Below are 21,119 nucleotides of genomic sequence, written 5' to 3'. Positions count from 1 at the left end.
ATTTTCAGTATATCATTAAAGATATTGGTGGTCAAATATTCAACTGCTTTCTAATAATATTCCAATACTTTCTTAATATTTTACCAACTTTTTTACTAACTTTCTACTTTATGTTAAATTATGCAAACGGCTAATTTGTAAGATATTTCTTTGTCCATCATTTGATGTAAGAATTTCCCATTCAGTTGCATTACCAAAGCCTTCTTTACTTTGTGTATTATAAAGAGTATATGTATTAAATTCCTTTTCACTACCTAAGTCAATTTGAATCCAATGTTTAACACCATTTAATTTATACTGACCCTTAGTAACGTTTGAACTTGTAGCACACCACTTTGTGCCAAGCTTACCGTCTATAAGCATTGATGCATTTTCTGAATCATTGGTAAATCCTGAACAATCAAAAACTTTTGCTCCAAGACATAAGTTTGTGTCATCGTTAATAACATTACTCAACTTAGCGGCTGTCTTGTTTCCGTGGATTTTTTCCCCAACCATTGGATATTCAGAGTTTGCAATCCCCTCTATATTCTCTGTTAACCAGTTGTCTTCGTAATCACCAAATCCTTTAAATGTCCATGTTCCCGCTTTTAATTCTTCAACATATTTCTTTCTTAAGGACTCAATGCAGTCATATCCTGTAATATCTTTTACCACTTTATTAAATGGTGTTGTTACATTATAAGGATCATCTGTATAAGTACTTCCTGTATTGTTATCCTTGATTAATTTATTAATGCTATCAATTAATCCTAACTTCAATGTTCCGTCTGCATTTTTTCTTGTTGGATATTTTGAATCCATATAGGCAAAGAACCATTTATTATTTCTGTACTGTTGGTAACCCCAATCCTGTAATGAAGTATCTGTTGCCTCATATATCTGAACATATTTAGGATTTGACCAGTGGAAGTATCTGAACCCACCATAGTTTGCCATGTTTTCAGTCCACCAGGCAACATCATCACCGTAATTTAATTTTCCACTGTACTGCTGAACAGAGTGAGTGATTTCATGTGAGAAAAATCCAATATCTGTTGGGTGACTGTTTGCATATGCTGTAGATACACAAACTGTAGTTCCCTGGCAATACGCTACTCCATCATAATTGTTATCAGCCTTAAATGTAATTGTTGTTGGTTCTGTGCCGTTACCCCATCTTTGATATAAACGTGGGTAACTATTGTAGAATAATCTTGTAAGTTCCTCTAAATATCCATCTACAGTAACATCTTTCCAATCTCCTGTAAATAAAATATCATATTTGCTTGGACTAACAGTTGCACCTTTCATGGAAATTTCTGAAATCTGGCATCCACTTCCATAAATAGCTTGTACATCTAATTTGTAATACTGGTATGTTCCAACTTTATCAACCGTGTAATTATATGTTTTAAAGTTTTTATCTTCCATGCCACTATCATTTACAACATCAATTGTTTCCCAATTGTTACCGTCCTTTGAGCCATATAAAATCCATGATTTTGGATTTCTTCCTTTATATTGTTCATTGTCATTTGCTGTTGTTAATGTGTATTTTTTCTTTCCGCAAATTGCCTTTATTTTGGCTTTTCCAACTTTTTTGCCTTTAACAATTAATTTATTTTTTAGCTTGCCTTTTTTCTTAATAGAAATATTTTTCTTTCCGGCAACAATTTTCCATTTAACTTTTTTCTTTGCTTTCTTTAATTTTACTGTTTTTTTATTTCCTATCATAACAGTAATATTTTTTTAAGTCTCCTATTTTTCACTTTTAGGTATTATTTTTTCATTTCAAATTAATGGATTTTGCAACTAATTTTCCTATTACACAAAAAAATCCGAAAGTTTCACCAGGATATACACATATATTATGTATATGTCCTCGATTCTTTCGGATTTTACAAATAAACTTGCATTATTAGATTAATTTATTTTAGTTTCTCTTCTATACCATTTTTTGTTTGCAAAAATTGTCGTTCCCATGTATCAATTATGCTATTGCATTCATCCATTTTTTCATTTAGCAATTCTTTCAATTGTTTATCTAATGCTGAAAGCATAGCTGTGTAATTAGTCACGTCTTCCCTCATCTTTGTGATTCGTTCTTCAAGATTTGCTATTTCCATTTGCTTTCTGCTATTTTCTTTCATTAGTTTACTGTTGGTTTCTTTTAACTCATCCATCATTTTCTGAACTACAGATTTTTCGGTGGCGTCTCTATTATCTAGTTTTTTCTGTAACTCCTGAATTTTCTGATTTTGTTTTTGAATCTGCAAAATCAATTCTTTGCTTCTTTCCTGTTCTTCTTTAACACTATTTCGTTCTTCTTCAATTCGTCTTGCCTGCTCATTTTCTATATTTTGCATATAATCATTTACTTCTTTTTTGTTGTATCCCCGCCATACGCTTGTAAATCTGTGTTTATTTTCCAAGTCTTTTCTTAAATTTTCGATTGTTGTTTTTCCTTCATTATCCATTACACTACCTCCAATCTGTCCTTGCTATTAAATCCCAGTTTTGTTGCATAGCCACTTGGTAGTTCAAGAACACTTTTGCTGCCTTTGACTTTTTTACAACAAATACCTGTGGGAACTTCAGAGTCAATTTTTATGATTTCGTTGTTCTTATTTAAATATATCACATCAATTGGTGTTTTCATAAAAAACATATGAATTTGCGAACATGGTTTTATAAGAAGTCCACCCATGTTTTCAATTTGTTTCGGGCTTTTTCCCATTAATCCCATAAACCTTGTCCAAAAATTATTTGCTATTTTTATGTTTGTGATTTTCCTTTTCTCAATATATACTGCCGCTTCTTTCATAACTTTCTTCTTTCATAACTTCCTTCTTTCACAACGTGTTTCTTTCATATGCCACTACAGCATCCCAATTATCAATTGTTACCTTATTGCCTATCATCTGCACCGTTCATTGTTATCTTATTACTGAATCATCTATACTTGTCCCTTATTACCTTACAGCCGCGTCACCTGTAACCTGCCTCTTATTATGTTAATGCTACATTATCTATAATCTATCTTATTAACTAACTGCTGCATAAACTTTTATTTTCCAAACATTTCCATTATATTAAGAGCTGCCGGACCTAAAAGTACGATAAAAATTACCGGGAATATAAATAATACCATTGGTATCAGCATTGTAACCGGCGCTTTTAGAGCTTTTTCTTCCGCTCTCATTTTTCTATCTTTTCGCAGATTTTCTGCCTGTACTTTTAACACTGATTTAATGGAGATTCCCAATTGGTCTGCCTGTACTAAGGCTGTTAAAAAGCTTGTTAATTCTTTAACATCACATCTTTTTGCCAAGCCTTCGTAAGCTTCTTTTTTACTCATTCCTCGCTGGATGTCTCTTGTTGCCTGCATAAGATCAGTCATTAATTCTGACTTATCTTTCTCATAAAGACGAATTAATGCTGAATCAAATCCTAAACCTGCCTCAACGCTTACAACGAGTAAGTCCATTATATCAGGTAACTGCTGACGTAATAGCTCTTTTCGTTTCTTCGCCTTTGCCTTCAGCCACTCTCCCGGCAGTATAATTGCAACCAAACCTACCACTGCCATAGCAAGAATCAGATATGCCATTCCCAGATTCAAAATTTTGCAGACAATCAATGCAACAAGCATTAATATTGCAGATAAACCAATCTTTAGCATAGAAAACTGTTCCACAGATAACTCTGTTCCTGTCATTTCAAGCATACCTTCTATAACCGAAGTTTTTTTGTTGGTTTTTTCTCTCTTTTTTTTGTTTTTCCCAGCCTTTTCCTTTTTGCTACTCTTTAAATATTGTTTGTATCTCTCTTTAATGCTTTTCTTTTCCTGATTAGGCTGTTTTTTTCTCGGTGTATCACCAACATTTTTTACACTTTCGATACGCTTACGTTTCCAGTTGTTTTTTAAACCTAAATTATAAGAAATAATAAGCACTAAGAAAAATATAACAACAGAGCACATAATTGTTAATAATATAACCATAGTGCCACTCCTTTTTAATTTCTACCATTAAATCTTTAGTATTTAACATCTAATCTTTGATATCTAATAGTTTGCATTTAATATTTAATGGTTACCACTTTCTTAATTACCGCAAATCCTATGCACTCCCAGACAAATCCAAAGGCAAGCATCGCTCTTCCTGCTGATGTTTCAAACAATTGTGATGCATACTCCCTATTAATTGCAGCCATCATGCCGAGTAATAGAAACGGTAAAGCACCTACTATAAAACCTGACATTCGCCCACTGGCTGTTCTTGTTTTGATTTCTTTTCGTAAACTAATACGGCTTTGTATTGTTCCTGATATTTTTTCCAAAACTTCTGCCAGATTTCCGCCAACTTTTCGTTGAATAATAATTGCGGTACATAACATATCCAGATCATCGCTATCTGTTCTCTCCACCATGCGATTCATACTTTCTTCCAAAGTCATTCCACGTTGAGTTTCCTTAAAAACTCTACCAAACTCTTCCGAAATTGGTGCTTCCATATCTGTTGCAATATTACTCATTGCCGATTGAAAAGAATGTCCTGCCTTTAAGGCGTTTGACAAAACTCCAATAGCTTCAATTAGCTGTCCTTCTAATCTATTTTTTCGTTTTTTCTTTTTTCCACGTACATAAATCATTGGAAAAAAAGCTATCAGAGCAACCAATGCAATGCATATAACACTCGATACCCCAACTATTACCAAAATAATAGGAACCATTATTGATGCTGAAATCCATATAACGATAAATTGTTGTACCGGAATTTGAATTCCTACATTATATAGTTCATTTTCAATTTGTGCCAATTCTTTTCTTGTTTTAAATCCTGTATTTTTTTTAACTTTCAGTCTCTTTTTCTTTGTTGTTGTTTTTTTACGTTCTTCCTTTTCTTCTAATACAAAATCCTTAATTCTTTCTTCAACTTTTAATTTATCCTTTGCAATGCCATGTAGAATAATAGTAAAAATACAAAAGAAAAATACCATGGCACATACTATAATTAATATTACTAACATTATTTTCCCTTCTTTTTACTCCTTAAAAAACCATCTGTTATCCATATCAACGCCGTTGGTTTTTACCTTCTCACAGCACTTTGGAACAACCCCGGTGCTTTCAAAATGTCCGACAAATTTATTATTTTTGTCCATACCATCTACTACATACTTAAAAATTTCCTGAGTTGTAATAATGTCACCTTCCATACCGGTTATTTCGCATATACTTGTGATTTTACGGCTTCCATCTCTAAGACGCGCCTGCTGAACAACCAAATCCAATGCTCCTGCACACTGCTGTCTGATGGCTGTAACCGGAAGATCCATACCTGCCATCATTACCATTGTTTCAATACGTGCCAATGCATCTCTTGCCGAGTTAGCATGTGCTGTAGTTAAGGAACCGTCATGCCCTGTGTTCATTGCCTGAAGCATATCAAGTGTTTCACCACCACGAACCTCACCAACAACTATTCGGTCAGGTCTCATACGAAGTGCGTTTTTTACTAAATCACGAATTGTTATTGCTCCTGTCCCTTCTAAATTGGCAGGTCTGCTTTCCAAAGAAACTACATGATCCTGCATCAATTTAAGTTCCGCAGCATCCTCTATTGTAACAATTCTTTCATCATGAGGTATGAAGGCTGACAACACATTAAGCAATGTTGTTTTTCCTGAACCTGTACCTCCCGATACTAATATATTTAATTTTCCTCTGACACCTGCCTCCAGAAAGCCTGCCATTTCCGGTGATAACGATCCGAACTTCATCAGATTCTCGATGGTAAGAGGAGTATCTGAGAATTTACGAATTGTTATGGTCGAACCACAAAGTGCCAAAGGAGGAATTATCGCATTTACACGAGAGCCATCTTTTAATCTGGCATCAACCATAGGGTTAGAATCATCGATTCTTCGTCCTAATGGTGTTACTATTCTGTCAATTATTCTTCTAACATGTTCTTCATCCTGAAATTTCACATCTGAAAGAACAAGTTTTCCCTTTCTTTCTACATATATCTGATTAGGTCCATTTACCATAATTTCGCTTACGGTACTGTCATTAATCAATTCTTCTAAGGGACCTAACCCTGTAATTTCATTTTGAATTGACTTAGAAATATAAGTTCTGTCATTTCTTCCAATTTCAGGATAATTCTCTGTAAGATATTCATTTATTAAAGACTCCACATCTTTTTCAGTAACATTATCAAGCTTTGCCAACATTGATGCTACTTCTCTGTGAGTTTCTTCAATTACTTTTGCATAGTCATTTCTTGTGTTTTTTGTAGTTTGCTGTTCATTAAAAAGATTTCCTAATTCACTGTTATTTTCTCTTTCGGGAATCTTAGTTACCACTTCTTCTGTTTTTTCTTTATTTTCAGAGCTGCTTTTTTTCTCCATTCTCTCCATTAGATTCATATAGCAACCTCCTAAATTTCATCCCTGTTTACAAAACGAATTATTTCCTTACCTACTTTTGATTTTGGACTGGCAATTACAATAGGAACTCCCCTATTTATACTTGCTATTGTTGTTTTTGGGTCACTTGAAATTACCAACTCAATATCTTCGTCTAAAGTTGACTCCACGTCTTTTTTCTTAACATAGGAATCACCATCTTTGTTTAAAATAAATTTTACTTTTTTTGATAATTCAAGTGTATTTAATACATTCATACAGTTTTTCGCGTTTTTCAAAGTTGAAATTTCAGGTGTTATAATAAAATAAACAGTGTCTGACAATTCCAACGCCTGAAGCACACAGTCATCTAATGTTGGTCCCAAATCAAATATTATGTAGTCATAAGAGTCTTTTACCGCATCTATAATTGCATTCACATGTGTAGGTTTTACCAATTCTGCAAATTCCGGAGACTGAGGTGCTAACAAAACGCGTACGCCTGAAGAATGTGTATATAAATAGCTGTTTACCGTTGCCAGACTATAGTCATTCTCAGCCACTAAATCTGAAATGGTATCATACACTGGTATATCCATAAAAACGCCTACATCTCCAAACTGTAAATCTAAATCAATCAATAAAACTTTCTTGCCTTTCTTCTGTAACGCTACAGCCATATTAACCGAAACTGTAGTTTTTCCTGCCCCACCTTTTGTACCAAAAACCGATAAAATTTTTGAGTCATATTTCTGTTCTCCGGCATCTGTGCCACGACTTCTGTTTTTTGCAATTTCAGAAATTATTTCTTCCTGTATCTGACTTTGCTCCATGTCTGTTGTCAGCACTTTTCCAATTCCACAGCTCATTGCCTCTGTAAGTATTTCTATATCACGTGTTCCTGTAAGAAGAATCATAACCAGATTCTTCTTTGACATATAAATTCTTTCAAGCAATTTTGTATCTTCGCTTGTTAAAACATCTGTCACTATTACAAGAGCATCAACAGAAGTATTCATTACCTTTCCAACACCCTTTGAGTCAAGTAAAACAGTTCCCATATATTTAAAGCTATCATTGTCCAGAAGTTCTTCTGCTTTTTTTTCATTTTCCATAGATGCCATTGCAAGTATTTTATAATGCTTCATGTTATACCTTCTTTTTATCCTAATATTATGTAAATTGCTACTTAGTATTGTCTGTCTTCTCTCTTAATGTAATGTTAAAACTACTTAGCCCCGACATTACAAGACATTGTTTTGGTTTTAAAAGTAATGTTATGTTTGTGTTTACATTTCCGGCTCCTGCTGCTGTCACTTCACCAATCTTCAAAATCTTTATAGCAGAAAGAGCTACAATCTTCTTATTATTTTTTGAATTAGTTGGAGTTGTAATAATATCAATTAAATCTCCCTCTGATAAATACCCTGCTACATCCTGTTGCAAATCAACTGCAATGGTCATTGCTCTCATACCTTTTGGAATCTGATATGATAAGCTGTTTCCAGAGTCACCTTTTTTGTATATTTTATTATTTAAAATCTGTTCTCCAGATGCAATTTCTCTTTCAGTTATTTTTCCAATTACATCTTTTAGATTATGGGCGGCATTACTATGTGATGAACCTGCCGGCACAGATATTAATTGCACCATATTGCTTTTAATTTCTGTATATCCTTTAATATCTTTAACGGCAACTACCACCTGTTCAGTTTCCTGCACCTGTGTTTCTGCCACCTGTTCTTGCTTTTTTTCATATCCGCTAAAAAAACTATATAAAAGAACGCCACAAACGGCTGCCGATATTAATGCTATAATGTATATTTTCTTCATGTGAGCTCCTTCTTAAATTGATGTTACACTAGTTGATGTTGCCTTATAATATTTTCCAAAAAATGTTTGAGCAACGAAAGTTAAATTCTTCACCGGGTATTCCACCGTCACATTGATTTTGTCACTGTCAACGCTAACTGAAATGGTAGCTCCCTCGCCTCCGTTCCATAAATCTTCCTTTGCTCTTGTTTCAACCTTTTTAATCAATTGATTCATAGTTGATTCATCATAATCTGAAATATAAAGTGAAGCATACCTTGCTCCTGCATAAGATGCGTTCTCTACTCTGTATTGATTAGAATATATCCACCCAAAATCAATTACTCCACAAAGTAAAGTTAGTAACAGTGGTAAAACAAGGGCAAACTCTACAATTGACTGACCTTTTTCACTTTTTTTTAATTTACCAAACAATGGAATGCCTCCTTTCCTGACAGTGTATCCACAATGAAAAAGACAGAGCATTTTTTCGAACCTGCTCTGTCTTTTTTATAAATATAAAATTGTTATTTTGTTTAATCTTAGTGTCCACCACCAGCTGCTGCTGTTGTTGCTTTATTTAATTCATCTTTAGCACCATTGAATGTGTCCCTGATTCCACCACCTAATGCTGTAACAGCTACAATAACAACTACTGCAATTAAAGCAATAATTAATGCATACTCAACCATTCCCTGTCCACTCTCATCTTTAAAAAATTTCTTTAACATAATTTACTCCTCCTATGGATAATATTTTTAATTCTATATTCTCTCAACAGTTTATTCTGTTGTATCGAACCTATTAACAAAAGTTCATTACGGTTACCATCGCCACTGCAATGAATGGCCCCATTGGAATCATCTCATGTATAACCAACTTAAATGCCATATTGGATTGAACCACTGTATATGCCAATACACAAATTCCCATAAGTACTATGGTATATAATAAATTAGTAATTCCTAAACAAAATCCAACTGCTGCTGCCAGCTTAATATCTCCGGCTCCTACATTCTTAGCCAACAATGCCGGGAATGAAAAAATTGCAAATCCGGCAACTAATCCTAACAATGAAGAAACTAATGAAAATTCAGGAAAACCTTCTATTCCTAAAACATAGGGTATACTAAAAGCTACCTTAATAGCCAAAATTGCAAGTATTAAATCATTGGGGATAATTCTGTGATGCAGGTCTGTCACAGCGATTACTTCGCAAATCATTAATAATATGAAACTGTATATTATGTTATACAAAGAATTCTGTTTCCACATAATAGTAGCTCCTACCAATGCCATTATTATATGTAAAATAATCCTTTCGTTTCTACACTGGCTGTACACGATATTCCTGTTCAACAAAAGTCTCTGCTCAATAAAATCACAAGCAATCTTAAGAGCTGTTCCAATCAATGCACCGGCAATTAATTTGATTGCCAGCATTTCTTACCTCCTTTGTCTTTTCGTATCTTTGTCATTCCTAAAGTATAGCATAACTGATTCTTGTTTTCTATTGCTTTGTTCCCAAGTGGAGATTTTTGTTCTGAACGTATGTTTTGTAACGTTTTTACTTCTAGTAGACTTATTTAGCAGAATTTTTATACATTATAACCAACATATCGTCACCCATTGTAAAAATTAGGATTTACATCTTTCGTTCTATAAATTATTTTTTCTTTTGCTTATTTTTGCTTATTAAAGATTACTCATTAACATAATATTTCTATATTCTATATTAAATTAGTTTTTCCATAAAGCAACTAAACATATTTTGAAAAACATAATAATATTAGGTTGACATTACTTTTTCAAAATTGCATAATTAAGAAAAGAATGTCATTTCGTACTTTGTTATATCAAAATGGATGTTTAATTGTTGTACTTTTTGTGCTTAGACGTTTAGAAAGGGATGTAATATGATGAAATGGACGAAACATATAAAAGACGAAAGTGGAGCATCCGCAATTATTGTTGCGTTGATGCTCGTTGTTTTATTAGGCGCTGCTGCACTTGCTATGGATCTTGGTTCAGCCTACTCCACCGGTGCTAAAGTGCAAAATACATGTGATGCTGCTGCACTTGCCGCAGCCAAGGAATTACCAAACCGCTGTTCAACAGAATCAGTGGCAAAACAATTTGTAAAGGAAAACGGTATTAATCCTAAATATGCCAAGATCACCATTAACGATTCTTCTTCCCGAGTGGAAGTCAGCATAAACAAAAAAGTTAATACCGGATTCGCCAAAATTCTTGGTATTAATACTGTTACTGTACAAAAGAGAGCAATTGCAAGCAAGGAAACCGTTCCTGTTGTGGAAACCCACAAAAAACTTAACAATATTTTTAATTATCTTCTTTTTCAGGGCAGTACAGACGATATGGTTTTCAATTCAGGCGGTATGGGTATTTACGGTCAGGTTCATGGAAATGGTAACATAAAAATTAACGCAGCCCTATGTGCCTTAGGCGGTATATCTGAATCTGGTAATAATTTATATGCTACAAGCAGTTTTCCGGTTGTTAAGAAAAACGAGTCAACAGGGGAGTTTGAAGAAGTTGGTACAGCTAAAATTCAATGGTGGCCATACAAAATACAAATTCAATCAAACGATGGTTCTATTATTGATGATATTACAAATTCTGAATATTACATCAAAGAAGAAAAAGAACTTACTATGCCTGATTTTATAATTGATAATGTTGATGCTTTGATTCCGTCACAGCGACCAACCTTAACCAGTTTTTCCGGTTGGGATACTATTAGCAGCGATATTAATTCTGCTTCTTCTAACAATGTACACTTTACCGGTAAATCAGGAACTTTAACAAAGAGTTTTTCTCATATAATTTATGCCGATGGTGATTTAGAAATTAATTCACGAACCAATGATATTGTTATTAATGGAGATATTTATGTAGATGGCAATTTAAAACTTTCAGCTTATGGATGCAAGTTGACCATAAATGGTAATTTATATGTAAGTGGGAATACAACTTTTTCAACTAATGACGATATAACAGTCAATGGCAACATATACTGTTGTGGTGATATTAATTCAGATGGTGGTTCCATTGGTTCCATAAATTGCGACTATGTATACTGCAACAACTTTATCCCTGGTGGAAAAGCCGATATTTCAGGCGTGTTGGTTGCAGAAAACAAAATTAAATTTACATCATCATCTAACAGCGTAAGCGGTTCTCTTGCTGTGGTCAGTAAAAACGGCGACATTGATCTGACTGCCGGTTCTCAGGAGTTTAACGGTATTGTTTATGCTCCAAAAGGAACTATTTCTCTTGGTGGCGTTACAACTGTACATGGAAATCTGATTGCAAATAAGTTAAATCTTACATCTGCAATACAAATCTATCCACTTACAAATTCCATAATTGATGATTTGTATGACACGGTTTTAAAAGATTCAACTACAGAAACTACTACTTCAACGTCAACTTCCGTAAAGCTTGTAGAATAAACTACAATTTCGACGGTACTTTCTATTACATAAAAAAATCTGCTTAGCTTAAAACTACTAAGCAGATTTTTCTTTGTATTTTTGCATCCTTTATTTTATTCCGAATATAAGTTTAATTAAATTCCAAAAAAAATGACTGTTGTATGGTTCAAAAAACATATTCCCTAGCTCCTCTCTTATTCCCGTACGTCTTTCTCCCTTATAGTATACTTTGCAAAAAAGTTTTACAAGTGTCGTTTTTTTTGGCGAGCACGCTTTTTTTATAAAAACATATTTATTTTTAGTTCATTTTAAACTTCAATTTTTGTTATAAACATACAATCTTTCCACTCTGTTTCGATTGTTCCGTCATACTTTTCCAGTATTCTATGAACATTTTTCATGCCATAGCCATGATTTTCTTTGTCCTTCTTGGTAGAAATTCCTTCCTCATAATCTCTTTTTGGAGAGCTATTTTTTATCGTAATGTAAAGTCTGTCACGATAATTTCGAATCTCCATTTCAAGTCTTCTTTTGCCTGCATATTCAAGAATTGCTTCCTTTGCGTTATCTAAAATATTTGCAAAAATAACACATATTTCAGTGTTTCCAAGAATAATATTTTGAGGAAATTTTCCAATAATTTTCACATCAAGAGGACCATCTTCACGAATTTCCTGTATCTTTGCATTTATTATGTAATCTGAAATAAGATTTCCTGTTTTGTAAATGGTATCTGTTTTTGAATAACTTTTAAGACCATTTAAATATTTTTCTATTTCGTCATATTCTTTCTTTTCAACCAACACTTTTAACGCTGTCATATGCTTGTTTACATCATGTTTAAAAGCTCTAAGCTCTTCGTCTTTTTTCATAACATTTAGGTAATAATTCTTCTGATCTTCAATACATTTTTCGTTTAAGGCATTAATTTCCGTCAACTGCTTTCTGGAACTTTCTACGTTTATGTAAAGAACACAAAGGGTTACTACGAAAAATGATAACACTATTGTTGTAATCACAACTAATCTTTTTGTGCCATATGTGATTTCCCCTAACATCATCCCCTGCATGCAGGCTGACACAATACACATAGCAACGATTGCTAATATTATCAATATGTACTTAACAATGTGAATGTATTTTAGCCTTTCTCGTAAAACGACATTTTTCTTTCTCATTATATAGCCGATTATGAGAAGTGGTAAAATACCTACCACATCTGCCAGAACATCAATGTACTGTTCATTTGCCCGATACTGCTCTCCAAGTGGAGTAACTGCAACCAATACCAACCACATCATCAAATCTATAAATGATGCTGTAAACCATTCTATAATTATACTTAATATAGATAATCGCCTACCCTCTGAAAATAAAATCGTTACTATCATGGTAATAAGTAGTAAGTTGTTTAAAAGGCTCAAACTTCCCTGTATGTATGTTCCTATACCAAGTAGTAGCCATATAGGTATCATTAAATATTTTTTCTTTCCATTGGATGATTTTAAACCAATAATATAATATGAAATAACAACAAATTTCATTGTTTCAAAAATGTATATTAACAATGCAATAATTTTATCCATTAGCAAAACCTCGCATTTTCTTTGCAATACTGACTATATTCTTTTTTTATTTTACTTTTAAGCCTTGCACTAACCGGTATCTCTTCTCCATTTACAATAATTGTTTTTTCTTTTATTTTTTCTACATATGCCATATTTGCAATATATGTTCTATGAACACGTATAAATCCCACACCGGCAAGTGTCTTTTCTAACTCTGTGCTTGAACGGCGCACCGACATTTTACTTCCATCTTCTAAATGAAGAATATTATATACGTGCTCTGCCTGAATGTAACAAATATCTCTGCTGTCAATACCATCAATATTAACTGTATTCATAACTCTTTTTATGGCATTATCAAGCATTACCGGCAATTGACCGTCCAAATATTTTTTCGTAACAAATCCCATAACATTTACGCCAAACGCCTGATTCATCATCTCATCATGACTTGTTACAAAAATAATTATTGTATCCTTTTTTCTATTTTGGAAATTGTTTTTTACAGAAATCCCGTCTAAATTTTCCATTTCAATGTCCAATATCAGAATATCATACTCCCCCTCTAAAACTTCCTTGCCATCAGTAAAGGTCTCAATTATTATATTCTCATCCTTGTAACTATTTGCTACCTGTTTGCAAATAGCCTCAACTGATTCACGCATGATTTTTTCGTCATCACATATTCCAATAACCATTTTCAATTTTCCTTTGCATCATTAAGTATTCAGCTTATTCATGCTTTATCCATATGTATGTTAAACATCGTAGATCCCCAATGTATATTTCTATTTTATACGTTAATAATGTTTTCAGCAAGGATTGATTTATTTTTAATTTATTAACAATAAAAAAATGGTATCCCACCTCTTTTTTCAAGAAGGAACACCAAGTTAAAAAGTATTAATTTCCCGGAATCCTTAACTTATATTGGTTTTAGTGTTTTTGAGAATTGTAAAAATTTAAAGGACATTTATTATACTGGTTCAAAGGAATCATGGTCAAAGATAAATATCAGTTCATCATCTAATGATGAACTGTACAAAGCTAAAATTAAGAAGTAATTTCCATACTTTCTAAAAAATAATAAAAGCAAAGGTTGCGAGTATCACAATCTTTGCTTTTATTATTATCACTTAATTATAATTATCTTCAAAAGTCCAAATCTTGCTTCCTTTGTCATTTACAATGACACCAAAATTTTCCTTGCCGGCATTAATAGCTGATTTTTTGTCATTGTAAATTCCTTGAAGTCTTCCGTATGAATAAACAAAGAATTTACCTTCAATATTCTTATATATGTCAGCGTTTAAAACTTCAACATTACTACTAAAAGTAACTGTTGCCGGTTTGTTTATTTTCAAGGCTGTATTAGAATCTAAATTGTTTGTAAATGCAATTGCCAGTTCCTGCATCTTTATATCATCCATGTAAAAGCTGGACTTTACTACGGGCTGTTTAATTTCCGTATTATTAAGAATCTGGTCATCACCAATTTTCTTATTATTTTTCCACTTATTAAAACTAATTACAGAATCTGTCACCTCAATATTTGACAAAATCACCCCTGATTTCTTATATGTCTTAACTTCCTGCAACTTGTTATCAACAATCTTTAAAGTTGTAATTGGAAAACGCGCATACTTTCTTGTTGATTTTACTTTTGCCATACCATAAACAAGATTCTCGCCTGTAAAACCACATACTGTTATTTTGTAGCCTGGTTCTGTTATTTCTTTTTTAGTACCTGTTGATAAATCTACAACAGTTATTGAATCACTATCATCTAATGTTCCATTTGTATTGTAAGCAATGACTTTTCCATCATCAGTTGAAACACAGCTTCCGTCTTCTAACTTATCTACTAGTATGCCCCACTCTTTTGTTTTCAAATTAACATAATAAATTGTATTATTTATCATTAAATAAACTGTTCCATCACCTTTATAGCATAAATCCTTCATTTCATTTGTAAGAATCTGGCTAGGTTCATCGCTAGGTATAAAGGCAATTTCTGTTGTAGTATTTTTCTCCCAGTTATAATCCATTACCGAAATACCATTTTTGCCCCTGTGATAGCCACTTGTGCTGTAACCGTAAATAATAAACGTAAGATTTCCCTTGTCATCAACATTTACAACCTTCGCCTTAGTCTTATACAATGTCTCTGAAGACTTTGCCTTAAGTTTATATGGTGACTTAATATTTTTTCCTATAATATCCATTACATAAACATCGCCATTTATTTCATAGGCAATGTACTGCTGATTGCTACTTTCCTTATATACTGTAGTTGTCTGTTTCTGTATTCCCAAATCGATAAACGAATTTCCCACATTATTTTCGTTGCAATCCCAGATTTGATTTACTTCCCTATTGTATGCGAGAATATAATTCTTTCCTTTAAAAGTCCAAACAGTCACTGTTTCTGCTACATTATACTTTTCCTTTACTTTCTGAGCATTTGTAGCCTCAATTTGATAGTTTAAAGTATATGTGCCTGATTCACCTGTGTCTTTAATATAAATATCTTTGGCAGACACAACCACGTCACTTATTTTCTTAGGTCTGAAGGTTTTCCAAATTACCATTCCCAAAGTTGATCTGATTGTAGCCTGACCTAAACTGTCACTTGCATACTTTGAATTTGGTTCCAAATACGCCGCAACATCACTTGATTTTTCCTCGTTAAATGTATTTTCACTAAACTTCTTAGCAAACTTAATCTGATTAGGAACAATCTTATCTCCATTCATAATTGTGGCTCTTGTGTAGTAATATACTTCATGGTCACTTGCAGTCTCGATTATAAATTTAAGGAAATATTCTTTTCCCTGTTCCATAATGGCACTTGCCTGATATGTTAAATCAATAGTTCCTCCATTTTCTTTCCAATCTTCAATTGTACCATTATCAACAAGACTATTGTTGTTGTATTCTTTTACTTCATACTTAACAGTTTTAATTCTGTTTCCCTGCGTTTTGATAGCCATAGGAACCTTATGACTTGTTGAAATTGGAACGATTACATCTCTCATTAAGCTCTCGTCCATTGGCATTGTGTAACCGTCAAGTTTTCCTATAACTTCATCACCATACTTCAATGTAATTGTAGGAAGTTTTTTCATTTTTGTTTCTTCTTTTTGATTGTTATTTTGTGCTGTGTTATCCTGATGGCTTTTGAAAACAATTGCACCTGCAACTGCTATAAGTATTACTGCCAAAACAGATACCACTACTGTTGTCTTCTTTTTCATTATATCTCCTATTTCAACCTATCTTTTTAGGCACTGAAAGGGCAGTTCAAGCTGCCCTTTAGTTAATTTATTTTCCTTTTGTTGTTTTTACTTTCTGTTTTTTTCTGTCTCTTCTGGACATTTTCTTTGTATGCTTTTTCTGTACCGGCTTAGATTCAACACTTGGTTCTTCCTTTGCCTTTTCAGATTCTATAGTTTCGTTCTTTGCCTGGGCTTTAGTTTCTGCCTTTGGTTCTTTCTTTTTCACTTTCTTATTTACTACTTCAGGAAATTTAAAAATAACTGATTCGTAAGGTCTAAGTGGCATTTCAAGTCTAAACGGCATACCGTCACATTCGCTTTCAATTGCCTTATATGTAACCTCCTGTTTTTCTCCTGTTTCTGTAGTAAGAAGTCGTGTATAAGTTCCTGCCTTTGGTACTCCAACGCAGTAGTCAGGTCTTTCTATCGGAGTGAAGTTGCAAACAAAACCAATTGAATTCTTATTGTCAGGTTCTGTTGTTTTTCTTATGAAACTAAAAATACTCCTGTCTGCATCATTTGCATTAATCCATTCGAAAGCACCATAACCTTTTGTCTCTGTATAGAGAGCAGGATATTCTTTGTATAAATGCAATAATTTCTTTACATAATCCTGCATATCCTTGTGTTCTGGTTCGTCTAATAAATACCAATCAAGACTTCTGCTTTCTGACCATTCCTGTAACTGTGCAAATTCTTGTCCCATAAACAGTAACTTACGTCCGGGATGACCCAACATAAATGTATATGCAGTTTTTAAATTCTTAAATTTATCAGCAGGATAACCTGGCATCTTATTAATCATAGAGCATTTCAAATGAACAACCTCATCATGTGATAAAACTAAAATGAAGTTTTCGCTAAATGCATATGTCATGCCAAAAGTCATCTTGTTATGGTTGTTCTTTTTAAACAATGGATCTAACTTAGTATATTCTAAGAAATCATGCATCCAGCCCATGTTCCATTTGTAAGAGAAACCAAGTCCTCCCTCTTTAGGATCCATTGTTACCTTTGGCCATGCTGTTGATTCTTCAGCAATAATATAAGCTCTTGGATTTCTGTAGTTCATAACACTGCTTAAATGTTTGAAAAATTCTACAGCTTCAAGATTTTCTTTTCCACCATAAATGTTTGGAATCCACTGACCGTCTTCTCTACCATAATCGCGGTAAAGCATTGATGCTACGGCATCAACTCTAAGTCCGTCAATATGATATTTTTCAACCCAGAATAAAGCATTTGCAATAAGGAAATTGCTTACTTCTGTCTTTGAATAATCAAATACCTTTGTGCCCCAATCAGGATGTTCACCCATTCTGCTGTCAGCATATTCATACAATGGTGTTCCATCAAAAAATGCTAAACCATGTTCATCCCTTGGGAAATGTGCAGGAACCCAATCAAGTATTACCGCAATTCCTGCTTCATGGAATGAATCCACAAGATACATAAAATCCTGTGGGGTTCCATATCTTGAAGTAGGTGCATAATAACCTACTACCTGATATCCCCATGAACCATCAAATGGATGTTCCAAAATTCCCATTAATTCTACATGTGTGTATCCCATGTCCACAACATATTTTACAAGTTCATCAGCCATTCTTCTATAGTCATAGAAGCCATCTTCATCGTCAGGTCCTTTATAGTTCTTTCTCCATGAGCCAGGATGTACTTCGTATATAGACATTGGCTTTTCATAATGATTTTCAGACGCTTTTTCCTTAATCCATTTTTGGTCATTCCATGTATATGAGTCGATATTGGCTACACGAGAAGCGTTGCCAGGTCTCATTTCTGCCCAGTTTCCGTAAGGATCTGCTTTATATAAAGTGTCTCCGGTTTGAGTAGAAATAACGTACTTATACAATGCTCCTTCGTCTACTCCCGGAATGAATAGTTCCCAAATACCTGAATCATTCTCCATCTTCATATTATGGTCGTATCCAATCCAGTTATTAAATTCTCCAATGACTGAAACATTTGTAGCATGTGGTGCCCACACTGCAAAATATGTTCCTTTAACACCATCAATTTCCGTAACATGTGCTCCTAATTTTTCATATATTTCGTAGTGTGTACCTTCTCCAAATAAATAACAGTCGTCTTTTGTTATAGCTCTTTTATTTTGCATATGGCCTTCCTTCCCGCGCACCAATACGCCCTTTATTAGTTTGATTTTTATACTCTGTTATAGTTAATTAAACATCCCTTTAAGATAATATCTCTTTCATCGTCTGTCATTTCACCTAACTTTAATGTAAATGGTTTTAATTCGCCCTCACCAACTACATATGCAGGTATATCTGACTTCTTGTCCTTAACAGCTTCTGCAATGTTAGGTACAAAAATATAGTCATCTTTCTTAAATGGAAGTTCTTCCTGTTCATAAATAAATGGAAGCATACCCCAGTTAATAAGGTTTGAACGATATCTCTTTGTAGCATATTCCTGTGCAATGTTAGCCCAGCCGCCTAAAACTTTCTGACATGATGCAGCCTGTTCTCTTGCTGAACCGTCACCTGGTTTTACAGCATAGATTGTGCTACCAACTCCAACATTGTCTTTATTTACATCAGGGAACTGTCCCTTGATTGTTTCCATGATTGCTTTATATTCATCTGAATAATCGCACATGCACTTGCCTTCTTCTCTAGCTTTTTCAACCTTCTGAACTTCCTTGGCCTTGCCTACATATTCAGGGTCTTTTCTTGAAAGTGCAAACTCTGCAAGTCCTAAAGGATTTGATCTGTATGAAGATGTTTCTCCTGAAGGAATAAGTTCGTCAGTTGTTGTTACAGGGTCATGAATTTCTGATACAACTTTAAGTAAAAGATTGTCTGTAAGTGCAACCATTTCAGGCCAGTCCTTAATGTTTGGTCCAAACTGAATTTCAGTATCAGGGTCTGCAACGCCATGTGAGTCAAATACTCTGTTTGAATATATGCTACTATCAAAGTGATATGTACGATTCTTAAATTCTACATCAACATCTGTAGCTGCTGTTAAATAACCCTTGTTGGCTGCTGTAGCTGCAATAGATCTTGCATCCATAAGTGCAACTGATGAAATCTGACCATTCTGTAATTTACTGCCTTCTCTGTTAGGGAAGTTTCTTGTTGAATGTCTGATACTAAATGCATTATTACTTGGTGTGTCACCTGCACCGAAACATGGTCCACAGAATGCTGTTTTCATAACTGCTCCTGATTCCATAATTGATGCTGCTGCACCGTTCTTTATAAGTTCCATGTATACAGGCATTGAAGCAGGATATACACTAAGTGTAAATTCATCAGCACCAATGCTCTTTCCATCAAGAATATCTGCTGCTGCACAAATATTTTCAAATCCACCACCTGCACAACCTGCGATGATACCTTGATCAACATATAACTTTCCGTTTCTGATTTTGTTAGTAAGCTTGTAGTCAACCTGACCATCTAATGAAACTAAAGCCTTCTTTTCAACATCTCTTAAAATATCTTCAAGATTTGCATTTACTTCTTCAATTGTATATGTGTTACTTGGGTGGAAAGGCATTGCTATCATAGGTTTAATCTTTGATAAATCTACATAAACCATTCCATCGTAGTATGTAACTTCTCCAGGATTTAATTCCTTGTATTCATCTACTCTTCCATGAATGTCATAGAATTCCTTAATCTTTTCATCTGTTCTCCAAATTGATGATAAACATGTTGTTTCTGTAGTCATTACATCAACACCGATTCTGAAGTCTGCACTAAGACTTGACACACCAGGTCCAACAAATTCCATAACCTTGTTCTTAACATAGCCCTTGTCAAATACTTCGCCGATAATTGCAAGTGCAACGTCCTGTGGTCCAACTCCCTTTGCAGGTTCTCCTGTCATGTAAATTCCAATTACTTCAGGTCTGTTAATGTCATATGTCTGTGAAAGAAGCTGTTTTACTAATTCAGGTCCACCTTCACCCATTGCCATAGTACCAAGGGCACCATAACGTGTATGTGAATCAGAACCAAGAATCATCTTTCCACCACCAGCTAACATTTCTCTCGCAAACTGATGAATAACTGCCTGATGAGGTGGTACATAAACTCCACCATATTTCTTTGCGCATGTAAGTCCAAACATATGGTCATCTTCATTAATTGTTCCACCTACTGCACATAAACTGTTATGACAGTTTGTAAGTACATAAGGAATTGGGAATTTTTCAAGTCCTGATGCCCTTGCTGTCTGAATAATTCCAACGAAAGTAATATCGTGAGATGTTAATTTATCAAACTTAATCTGAAGCTTGTCCATGCTTCCAGATGTGTTATGATCCTTCAAAATTCCATAAGCAATTGTGTTCTTGCCTGCTTCTTCTTTTGAAAGATACTTACTTCCTAATTTACTTTTTAAAAGTTCTTCGTTTCCGTCCTCAATAACTTCTGTTCCGTTAATGAGATACGCTCCGCCATTTGATAATTTGATCATTTCTGCCTCCTACGTTTTACTAACCTTTCAGTTCTTTTAAGTATACAAAATTTAGGGCTTATTTTCAAGTAAGATTGATGGTTATAGCACCTTTAAGTAACGTTACTTTTTTATTTTTCATACACAAGAGATAAACC

Annotated in this window: 17 protein-coding genes; 1 reads left to right on the top strand and 16 read right to left on the bottom strand. The window is 33.9% G+C overall.

Annotation, left to right across the window (positions count from 1 at the left end; all coding sequences use genetic code 11):
• Positions 1 to 108: 108 nt before the first annotated feature.
• From DW006_RS04935 to DW006_RS04885, 11 genes are all read right to left on the bottom strand, one after another.
• On the bottom strand, positions 109 to 1,716 hold the full coding sequence (locus DW006_RS04935; protein WP_117999307.1) for a discoidin domain-containing protein: 1,608 nt from the start codon (positions 1,714 to 1,716) through the stop codon (positions 109 to 111).
• Between the two features lie 194 nt (positions 1,717 to 1,910).
• Positions 1,911 to 2,459, bottom strand: coding sequence for a DivIVA domain-containing protein (locus DW006_RS04930; RefSeq protein ID WP_117999306.1), 549 nt, complete (start codon positions 2,457 to 2,459; stop codon positions 1,911 to 1,913).
• Entirely contained in the window at positions 2,459 to 2,806 is a 348-nt protein-coding gene (locus tag DW006_RS04925; protein ID WP_117999305.1) for a DUF192 domain-containing protein, read from the bottom strand. The genes DW006_RS04930 and DW006_RS04925 overlap by 1 nt, the downstream gene beginning before the upstream one ends.
• Before the next feature lie 243 nt (positions 2,807 to 3,049).
• Positions 3,050 to 3,985, bottom strand: a complete 936-nt coding sequence (locus DW006_RS04920; protein ID WP_117999304.1) for a type II secretion system F family protein — start codon at positions 3,983 to 3,985, stop codon at positions 3,050 to 3,052.
• 77 nt (positions 3,986 to 4,062) lie between these two features.
• A complete protein-coding gene (locus tag DW006_RS04915) occupies positions 4,063 to 5,013 on the bottom strand; it encodes a type II secretion system F family protein (protein ID WP_117999303.1) in 951 nt (316 codons plus the stop codon).
• A gap of 15 nt (positions 5,014 to 5,028) precedes the next feature.
• Entirely contained in the window at positions 5,029 to 6,417 is a 1,389-nt protein-coding gene (locus DW006_RS04910; protein WP_117999302.1) for a CpaF family protein, read from the bottom strand.
• 11 nt (positions 6,418 to 6,428) lie between these two features.
• On the bottom strand, positions 6,429 to 7,544 hold the full coding sequence (locus tag DW006_RS04905) for an AAA family ATPase (RefSeq protein WP_117999301.1): 1,116 nt from the start codon (positions 7,542 to 7,544) through the stop codon (positions 6,429 to 6,431).
• 37 nt (positions 7,545 to 7,581) lie between these two features.
• A complete protein-coding gene (gene cpaB, locus DW006_RS04900; RefSeq protein ID WP_117999300.1) occupies positions 7,582 to 8,229 on the bottom strand; it encodes a Flp pilus assembly protein CpaB in 648 nt (215 codons plus the stop codon).
• 12 nt (positions 8,230 to 8,241) lie between these two features.
• Entirely contained in the window at positions 8,242 to 8,643 is a 402-nt protein-coding gene (locus tag DW006_RS04895; RefSeq protein WP_158561073.1) for a TadE family protein, read from the bottom strand.
• Between the two features lie 107 nt (positions 8,644 to 8,750).
• Positions 8,751 to 8,939 (bottom strand): Flp family type IVb pilin, encoded by a 189-nt coding sequence (locus DW006_RS04890; protein WP_117999298.1) that lies wholly within the window; start codon positions 8,937 to 8,939, stop codon positions 8,751 to 8,753.
• 73 nt (positions 8,940 to 9,012) lie between these two features.
• Entirely contained in the window at positions 9,013 to 9,651 is a 639-nt protein-coding gene (locus DW006_RS04885) for an A24 family peptidase (RefSeq protein ID WP_117999297.1), read from the bottom strand.
• A gap of 473 nt (positions 9,652 to 10,124) precedes the next feature.
• Here DW006_RS04885 and DW006_RS04880 point away from each other — a divergent pair, with 473 nt between their 5' ends.
• The gene (locus tag DW006_RS04880) at positions 10,125 to 11,684 is read left to right on the top strand and encodes a TadE/TadG family type IV pilus assembly protein (protein WP_117999296.1); all 1,560 of its coding nucleotides are present in this window, start codon (positions 10,125 to 10,127) and stop codon (positions 11,682 to 11,684) included.
• Positions 11,685 to 11,974: 290 nt separating this feature from the next.
• On the opposite strand, the gene DW006_RS04875 is transcribed toward DW006_RS04880, so the two are convergent.
• The 5 genes from DW006_RS04875 to DW006_RS04850 form a co-directional block, all read right to left on the bottom strand.
• Positions 11,975 to 13,252, bottom strand: a complete 1,278-nt coding sequence (locus DW006_RS04875) for a GHKL domain-containing protein (protein ID WP_117999295.1) — start codon at positions 13,250 to 13,252, stop codon at positions 11,975 to 11,977.
• Positions 13,252 to 13,932, bottom strand: coding sequence for a LytTR family DNA-binding domain-containing protein (locus DW006_RS04870; RefSeq protein ID WP_117999294.1), 681 nt, complete (start codon positions 13,930 to 13,932; stop codon positions 13,252 to 13,254). Before DW006_RS04870 ends, DW006_RS04875 begins: the two co-directional genes overlap by 1 nt.
• A gap of 438 nt (positions 13,933 to 14,370) precedes the next feature.
• Positions 14,371 to 16,491 (bottom strand): hypothetical protein, encoded by a 2,121-nt coding sequence (locus tag DW006_RS04860; RefSeq protein ID WP_117999293.1) that lies wholly within the window; start codon positions 16,489 to 16,491, stop codon positions 14,371 to 14,373.
• 67 nt (positions 16,492 to 16,558) lie between these two features.
• Positions 16,559 to 18,649 carry a 1,4-alpha-glucan branching protein GlgB gene (gene glgB, locus DW006_RS04855; protein ID WP_117999292.1) on the bottom strand — a complete coding sequence of 697 codons (2,091 nt, stop codon included), beginning with the start codon at positions 18,647 to 18,649 and terminating at the stop codon, positions 16,559 to 16,561.
• Positions 18,650 to 18,696: 47 nt separating this feature from the next.
• Positions 18,697 to 20,982 (bottom strand): hydratase, encoded by a 2,286-nt coding sequence (locus DW006_RS04850; protein WP_117999291.1) that lies wholly within the window; start codon positions 20,980 to 20,982, stop codon positions 18,697 to 18,699.
• Between the last annotated feature and the right edge of the window lie 137 nt (positions 20,983 to 21,119).

The sequence above is a fragment of the Eubacterium sp. AF36-5BH genome (assembly GCF_003460505.1).
Classification (GTDB): domain Bacteria; phylum Bacillota; class Clostridia; order Lachnospirales; family Lachnospiraceae; genus Eubacterium_G.
This window is presented reverse-complemented; position numbering and strand designations above follow the sequence as displayed.